General features: G+C 47.8%; 4 protein-coding genes. 1 reads left to right on the plus strand and 3 read right to left on the minus strand.

Features of this window, described 5'->3' with window-relative positions:
- Positions 1-754 precede the first annotated feature (754 nt).
- The 3 genes from HMPREF3052_RS06140 to carA all read right to left on the minus strand — a co-directional run bounded on the left by HMPREF3052_RS06140 (position 755) and on the right by carA (position 2,787).
- Complete coding sequence (locus HMPREF3052_RS06140) at positions 755-1,144, minus strand: endonuclease domain-containing protein (protein ID WP_070749193.1); 390 nt, start codon at positions 1,142-1,144, stop codon at positions 755-757.
- A 103-nt stretch (positions 1,145-1,247) separates the two neighbouring features.
- Positions 1,248-1,505, minus strand: coding sequence for a SemiSWEET family transporter (locus tag HMPREF3052_RS06145; RefSeq protein ID WP_003686764.1), 258 nt, complete (start codon positions 1,503-1,505; stop codon positions 1,248-1,250).
- A gap of 151 nt (positions 1,506-1,656) precedes the next feature.
- Positions 1,657-2,787, minus strand: coding sequence for a glutamine-hydrolyzing carbamoyl-phosphate synthase small subunit (carA, locus tag HMPREF3052_RS06150; protein ID WP_070632994.1), 1,131 nt, complete (start codon positions 2,785-2,787; stop codon positions 1,657-1,659).
- A gap of 394 nt (positions 2,788-3,181) precedes the next feature.
- Between carA and pilC the strand changes: the two genes are divergently transcribed.
- Entirely contained in the window at positions 3,182-6,400 is a 3,219-nt protein-coding gene (gene pilC, locus HMPREF3052_RS06155) for a PilC family type IV pilus tip adhesin (RefSeq protein WP_070632991.1), read from the plus strand.
- The last annotated feature ends 298 nt before the right edge of the window (positions 6,401-6,698 follow it).

A 6,698-nucleotide genomic window follows, 5' to 3' on the forward strand; every position in this document is an offset into this window, starting at 1 on the left:
CAAGCCTTGCGGCTTGTTGCCCTCTCTCTAGCTCTCTCCCACGAGGAGAGAGGACGGCGCGGCTGTTGGGATTAAGGGTTCTGCAAGGAAAATAGGTTGTGCATGCTGCTTTTTGTTTTTCAGACGACCTGCATCAACGGTTGTAAATCCAAGTTGCTTTTTAAACTGCCTGCAACCGCAAAACATGCTACAACCTGCTCCCTTCCCCGTGGGTGAGGGTTGGGGAGAGGGTATTCTCCGAATTACGACAATCTTTCCCAACACTTCAACCGCCCAAATACAAGCCTTGCGGCTTGTTGCCCTCTCTCTAACTCTCTCCCACAGGGAGAGAGGACGGGGTGACTGTTCGGGTTAATAGTTCTGCAAGGAAAGCAGATTGTGCAGGCTGCTTTTTGTTTTTCAGTGCATCAACGGATTGTAAATCCAAGTTGCTTTTCAAACCGCCTGCAACCGCAAAATCCGCTGCAACCCGCTCCCTCCCCCGTGGGGGAGGGTTGGGGAGAGGGCACTCCCCGAATTTCGGCAACCTCCCCCTAATTCCCTAACTGCCTCAATACAAGCCTTGCGGCTTGTTGCCCCTCTCTAACTCTCTCCCACAGAGAGAGAGGACGGGGCGGCTGTTGAGATTCAAGGGTTCTGCAAGGAAGACAGGTTGTGCAGGCTGCTTTTTGCTTTTCAGACGGCCTTTATAAACGCTCAATTCAGGCAGCTTTACACTATTATTTTCAAAAATCCAATCAAAATCAGCCCTCTGCTACCGTTCAGGCTGCTTTTCCAATTCCTGCAACACGCGCAGGATTTCTGTCAGCACATCGTTTGTCTGCTGCAAAATCTCGTGATTCCAAAAACGCAGCACGGTAAAGCCCAGGCTGTTGAGATATGCTGTCCGCGCGTGGTCGTATGCGGCTTGTTCTGTGTGCTGCCCGCCGTCTGCTTCGATAATCAGCTTGGGCGTTACGCACATGAAATCAACAATATAATTTCCCATCGGCTGCTGGCGGCGGAATTTATAGCCGTTCAGACGGCCTGCCCGCAGGTGTTGCCACAATTTTGCTTCCGCCTCGCTCATTTCTTTGCGCATGGCTTTGGCGCGTTGATGTAGGGCGGGGTTGTCGGCGGTCAATAGTTTTTCGGGCGGGTTCATTTTTTTATTATTAAGGTGCGGGAAACACCTTGATGACAATCTTTTTTCTTTTTTCAGACGACCTTTTACGTTTTTATTTTGCACAGGCAGTCTGAAAACTTCCTTAAAAGCTGGTGATAAATGTAATCAAGCCCAAAATGATACCGGGGGCGTTTGCCAGCATGACAGGGTAGTCGCGTTTTTCTTTCAAAAAGCCGTAGGCAACCCATAATGTGCAGTTGATGGCGGCGACGAGGGGTTGCAAGGGCGAGCCGGGGTTGCCCGCTAAGTTGTTTTGGATTTGCGGGATATAGGAAACGTACATGCCGACGGCGGTCAGGGTGGCGACGACGGAGAGGACGCGCATTTGTTTTTCAGTCATGGTTTTTCTTTCTGATTTGAGGGTTGGGAGGTTGATTTTTCAGACGACGTTTTGTGTTGAGGGGTCGTCTGAATTTTTGTTTTTTATGTTTTGATTTTTATCGGGTTTCAGACGACCTTTGTTGAGTTGAGAGGTCGTCTGAAAAGGCGGCTTATTGTTTTGCCGCTTTCATATTGTCAATGAATTTGTCAAACAGATAGCCGACATCCTGTGGGCCGGGGCTGGCTTCGGGGTGGCCTTGGAAGCAGAACACGGGTTTGTCGGTCAGCTCGATGCCTTGCAAGGTATTGTCGAACAAGGATTTGTGGGTAATCCTTGCGTTGGCAGGCAGGGTGTCGGCATCAACGGCGAAGCCGTGGTTTTGGCTGGTGATGACGACTTTGCCGCTGTCCAAATCTTGTACGGGGTGATTTGCGCCGTGGTGGCTGAAGTGCATTTTCAGAGTTTTTGCGCCGATGGCGAGGCTGATGAGCTGGTGTCCCAAGCAGATGCCGAAGATGGGTTTGCCGCTTGCCATCAGTTTTTGCACGGCTTCGATGGCGTAGGTGCATGGCTCGGGGTCGCCGGGGCCGTTGGAGAGGAACACGCCGTCGGGGTTGAGCGCCAACACGTCTTCCGCGCTGGTTTGGGCGGGGACGACGGTCAGGCGGCAGCCGCGTGCGGCAAGCATACGCAGGATGTTGGTTTTCACGCCGAAATCGTAGGCGACGACGTGGAACGGCTGTTCGGCAGGGGTAACGAAACCTTTGCCCAGCGCCCATTCGCCTTCGGTCCATTCGTAGGCTTCTTGGCAGGAAACTTCTTTTGCCAAATCTTTGCCGACCATGCTGCCAAACGCGGCGATGAGTTCTTGCGCTTTTTCAACCGTAACGTCCGCACCGGTCAAAATCGCGCCGCCTTGTGCGCCTTTTTCGCGCAGCAGCGTGGTCAGGCGGCGGGTGTCGATGTCGGCGATAGCGACGGTTTTGTTGCGCACCAGATAGTCGTGCAGGCTTTCGGAGGCGCGGAAGTTGCTGTGCAGCAGCGGCAGGTCGCGGATAATCAAGCCTGCGGCATAAACGCTGCGGCTTTCTTCGTCTTCGGCGTTGGTGCCGGTATTGCCGATGTGGGGGTAGGTGAGGGTAACGATTTGTTTGCAATAGGACGGGTCGGTCAGGATTTCCTGATAGCCGGTCATGGAAGTGTTGAACACGACTTCGCCGGAAGTCGAACCTTCGTAACCGATTGATGTGCCGTGAAATACGCTGCCGTCAGCGAGAACGAGAAGAGCCGGAGTGGTCATGATGGAATCCTGTTTGCCTGATGATGGTCGGTTCGAAAAAAATGGGTCAGGCCGTCTGAAAAATAAAAATTGTTTACAAAAAAGACAGCCTTCGGAAATCTCGGCTAAAAAAAAACACGCTCCGCAGCTTTGATTTTGCTGTGTAACGTGCTTTTTCAGACATAGCTGCCTATGCCGTAGAAGCAATGCATTCTACGTCAAAAAGCCATATCGTTCAAGCTGTGTTTTGGCAACGGATTTTCCCTTTACAATCATGAAGTCTGTTTCATTTTCGCCATTGTTCGCCACATTAGACAAAAAAACAGCCCGAACCCCACATAAATGACATCGTAAATGTTAGAATCGCATTCCGAGAAAATAAAAACAACGTCATCATCCGTTAACCGACGATTTTATGAAAAAAGAACGCATTATGAAAAACAAATCTTCACGTTGCCCCGGCTCCATCCGTCCGATGATTTACAGCATCGCCTCCGCGCTCGCCTTGATGAGCGGGGTGGCAAATGCCGCAGCAGGCGAGTTCGCCAAAGTCCCACTGTATCTGCAAAATGAATCTAAAATTAATAAACAGCCCGAAGTTAAACACAACATTATGCTGTTTATTGATGATTCAGGTAGTATGGATGAATATATTGGCAGTAAAACCCGTATTCAGATTACAAAGGATGCGTTAAGTAAAGTTTTGGAGGAACATGGTAGTACATTTAACTGGGCATTGCAGACTTTAAATAATAGCGGTGGGAGCGATACTCCTGATGACAAAGGATTTACCATGCCGGCAACTGAGATTGCCAAGAGGGTAAAAAGTATTAAGGCCAAAGGAGGTACGCCGACTACCTCGCGTTATTTCGAGTTGGTCAGTCAAATTGTGATGCCGAATGTGAAATACCGTTGCCAGAAATCATATGTGGTTTTGATGTCTGACGGTGATGCCAATTTGAGCTGTGGTTTGGATAATACAGGATACAAATGGCCTAAGTCTGATTTTAAATATGGGGATTTAAGCCGCTATTCGGATTATTATCGACGAAATATTTCTCTGGAAGAACCAAAGTATAGAGAAGCATATAATTATTTTGGGTATAGGCAGGCGGGTTCTTGTCAGAAGCGGGAATTGGGGGCATATGATACCTCTTGGGATATAGATGATGGCTTAGCTTTCTTCAGTAAAAAACTTGCAGAGCAGGATTTTAAAACCGACGGAACGGATGCTGCAGGTAAAAGCTGGAACGGCGATCCTAAAGATCCTGCCGATTACAGTAAACAACTGGTGCAGACCTTTACCGTAGGCTTCGGGCAAGGTATTTCGCCCACAGGAAAGAGGTATTTGCAGCTGGCTGCCAGCCGCCCCGAGTATTATTATGAGGCAGATAAACCCGAAAGTTTGTCGAAGGTATTTAACGACATTGTAGAGCAGATTAAATCTGGCACGAAAAATGTGGGTTACGACGATGTTGGTGCGACCGCGCCTGCAACGACCAGCAGCAGCCTGCCTGAGATGTCGGCAGTTATCGGTTTGAAAACAAACTCTTGGAGTAGCCAGATTATTTTCCAAAGATTAGGGAAGGATGGTCGTCGTAGTGAAGAATTGAAGCTGTACCCGTCGTTTGCAAACCGTAAAACCCTGATTAATACGGGTTCAAGTACTTATTTTATTAATAATATTCCCAATAATACTTTAAACAATGCCTATTTTGATATTGCAGATGCAGCTAATGGTAAAAATTCGGATGAATGGCGTGATTTGCTGAATTGGACGGGGCGTATCGGTGATGATAAATCAATACAAGATAAATCAAAAAACACACCGTACAGTCAAGTTTACCGTATTCGGGAAGGTGATCAGCGTGATTTGGGCGATATTTTGGACGGTTCGGTTGCTGCTATCGGTAATAAGGCCAAGTATAAAGTTGGCAACGATACGATCAAGCGTCAGAAATATATGGTTGCGGCTGCGAATGACGGCATGGTGCATTTGTTCCAAACCTCGTCAGATGCAAATCATCCGTATGAACTGAAAGTCAGCTACATCCCTTCGACAATGGAGCGGGATGTCGCAGATGGTAATAATGTGAAGACGGTTACTTTGGCAAAAGTTTTGAAAAATATTGCCAAAGACAGCTATACGTCGTCTATTACCAATCATGAATATATGGTTAACGGCGGATTTACCTTGCGTCAGACTTCTGAAAATGATACTCAGCGCGTATTTATGTTTGGTGCGATGGGTCAGGGTGGTCGTGGTGCCTATGCCCTGAATATCGGCGGTAATGTAGATAAAGCTACCAAAACAGGTTTGGATGTCACTGATACCGAGTGGAATAAAACAGTTCCATTGTTTGAAACCATCAAAGGTGAGAAAAACACATTGGGCTATACCATTGGTACGCCGCAAATTGGGCGTGTCTCGGTCAGCAGACCTGCCGATAACGGACGTGTAGATATAAAAGAAAACATTCGCTATGCAGGTTTTCTTGCCAGCGGTTATCGTGTTGAAGATAAAGCCGATACGAAAAATGAAACAGCATTGTATGTATATGAAATGCTAGGTAAGGAAGTTGGTACAGGCGATAAGCGTGGTAACGATACAGGTAAAGCACCGGGCGATTTGTTGAAAAAAATCGAAGTTCAAGACGGTGTAGGCGGTCTGTCCACGCCGACCCTTGTGGACACTGATTTTGATGGTGTAATTGATGTTGCGTATGCGGGCGACCGTGGAGGCAATATGTATCGTTTTGACCTGCGCGGCGAAAAACCGGACAACTGGAAGGTTGTTAAAATCTTTACGGGTTCACCCAGCAAACCGATTACCTCCGCACCTGCCGTTTCACGCCGCAGAGCAAACGAATATGTCGTGATTTTCGGTACGGGCAGTGAGATTTATCAAAATGATCTGACCAATAAAGACAAGCAATCTATTTACGGTATTTATGAAGATTTGACACCGAATCAGACCGTAACCGCTGCTTCCGAAAGTGATTTGCAGCAACAAGAGTTTCGTCCTGAAGAAAAAGGAAAAGAAGGCTATATTTATCTAACTAACAACCAGGTTGCCAAAACCCAAAAAGGTTGGAAAATCGATTTGCGTGATGGTGAACGGGTAAACGTCAAACCGACTATGATCTTGCGTACTGCTGTTGTGACTGTGCGTCGCTATGATTCTGTTACAGAGGAAAAATCTGCAGGTGCCGATGTTTGTTTACCAGCAAGTACGAGCGTGAAAACTGCAGCAAAAACTTCGTTCATTGGTGTGAATGCTGATAATGGAGGTGCATTGAACGCACGCAGCGCGCGTTTTACGCCTGATACCGTTATTCGGAAGCTGGACGGCTTTGGTATGCAATACGCCAATGGTTTGACTCAGGATGGGGTTATCAACTTTACCTTCCTCAATCCGAGCAAATTGGATGATTCCCCTGTGACCGCAGACGGGGATTCAGGTGGTACGGGTACGGATAAAGAGCTTTCTGTTACGTCGAGTACGCCAAATAACAAATGCTTCTCCAATAAAGTAACCCGCAGCCTACTATTAAATAAGGGTGAGTCTCTGGCAGTTGAGGGTGGTCGTATCTGTGGTTTGAAACGTATCAGCTGGCGCGAGCTGTTTTTCTGATTGGTTCGTGCAAACGAATGAAGACCAAGAGGTCGTCTGAAACTTGGAAACAGGTTTTCAGACGACCTTTGTTTTATAGTGGATTAACTTTAAACCAGTACGGTATTGCCTCGCCTTGCCATACTATCTGAGACCTTTGCAAAAAAGTCCTTCCCCCAACAGCCGAAACCTAAACAAAGGTTTTCGGCTATTTCCCTCCCCAAATCACTCCTAATTCTACCCAAATGCCCCCCTAATCCTCCCCGGATACCCCATAATCAGGCATCCGGGCCGCCTTTTAGGCGGCAACAGGCACACT

It is taken from the genome of Neisseria sp. HMSC056A03 (genome assembly GCF_001815685.1).
GTDB lineage: Bacteria > Pseudomonadota > Gammaproteobacteria > Burkholderiales > Neisseriaceae > Neisseria > Neisseria subflava.

Excerpts from the sequence above, each read along its gene's own strand:
- HMPREF3052_RS06140 (WP_070749193.1), bottom strand. The coding sequence starts at position 1,144 with ATGAACCCGCCCGAAAAACTATTGACCGCCGACAACCCCGCCCTACAT.
- HMPREF3052_RS06145 (WP_003686764.1), bottom strand. The coding sequence starts at position 1,505 with ATGACTGAAAAACAAATGCGCGTCCTCTCCGTCGTCGCCACCCTGACC.
- carA (WP_070632994.1), bottom strand. The coding sequence starts at position 2,787 with ATGACCACTCCGGCTCTTCTCGTTCTCGCTGACGGCAGCGTATTTCAC.
- pilC (WP_070632991.1), top strand. The coding sequence starts at position 3,182 with ATGAAAAAAGAACGCATTATGAAAAACAAATCTTCACGTTGCCCCGGC.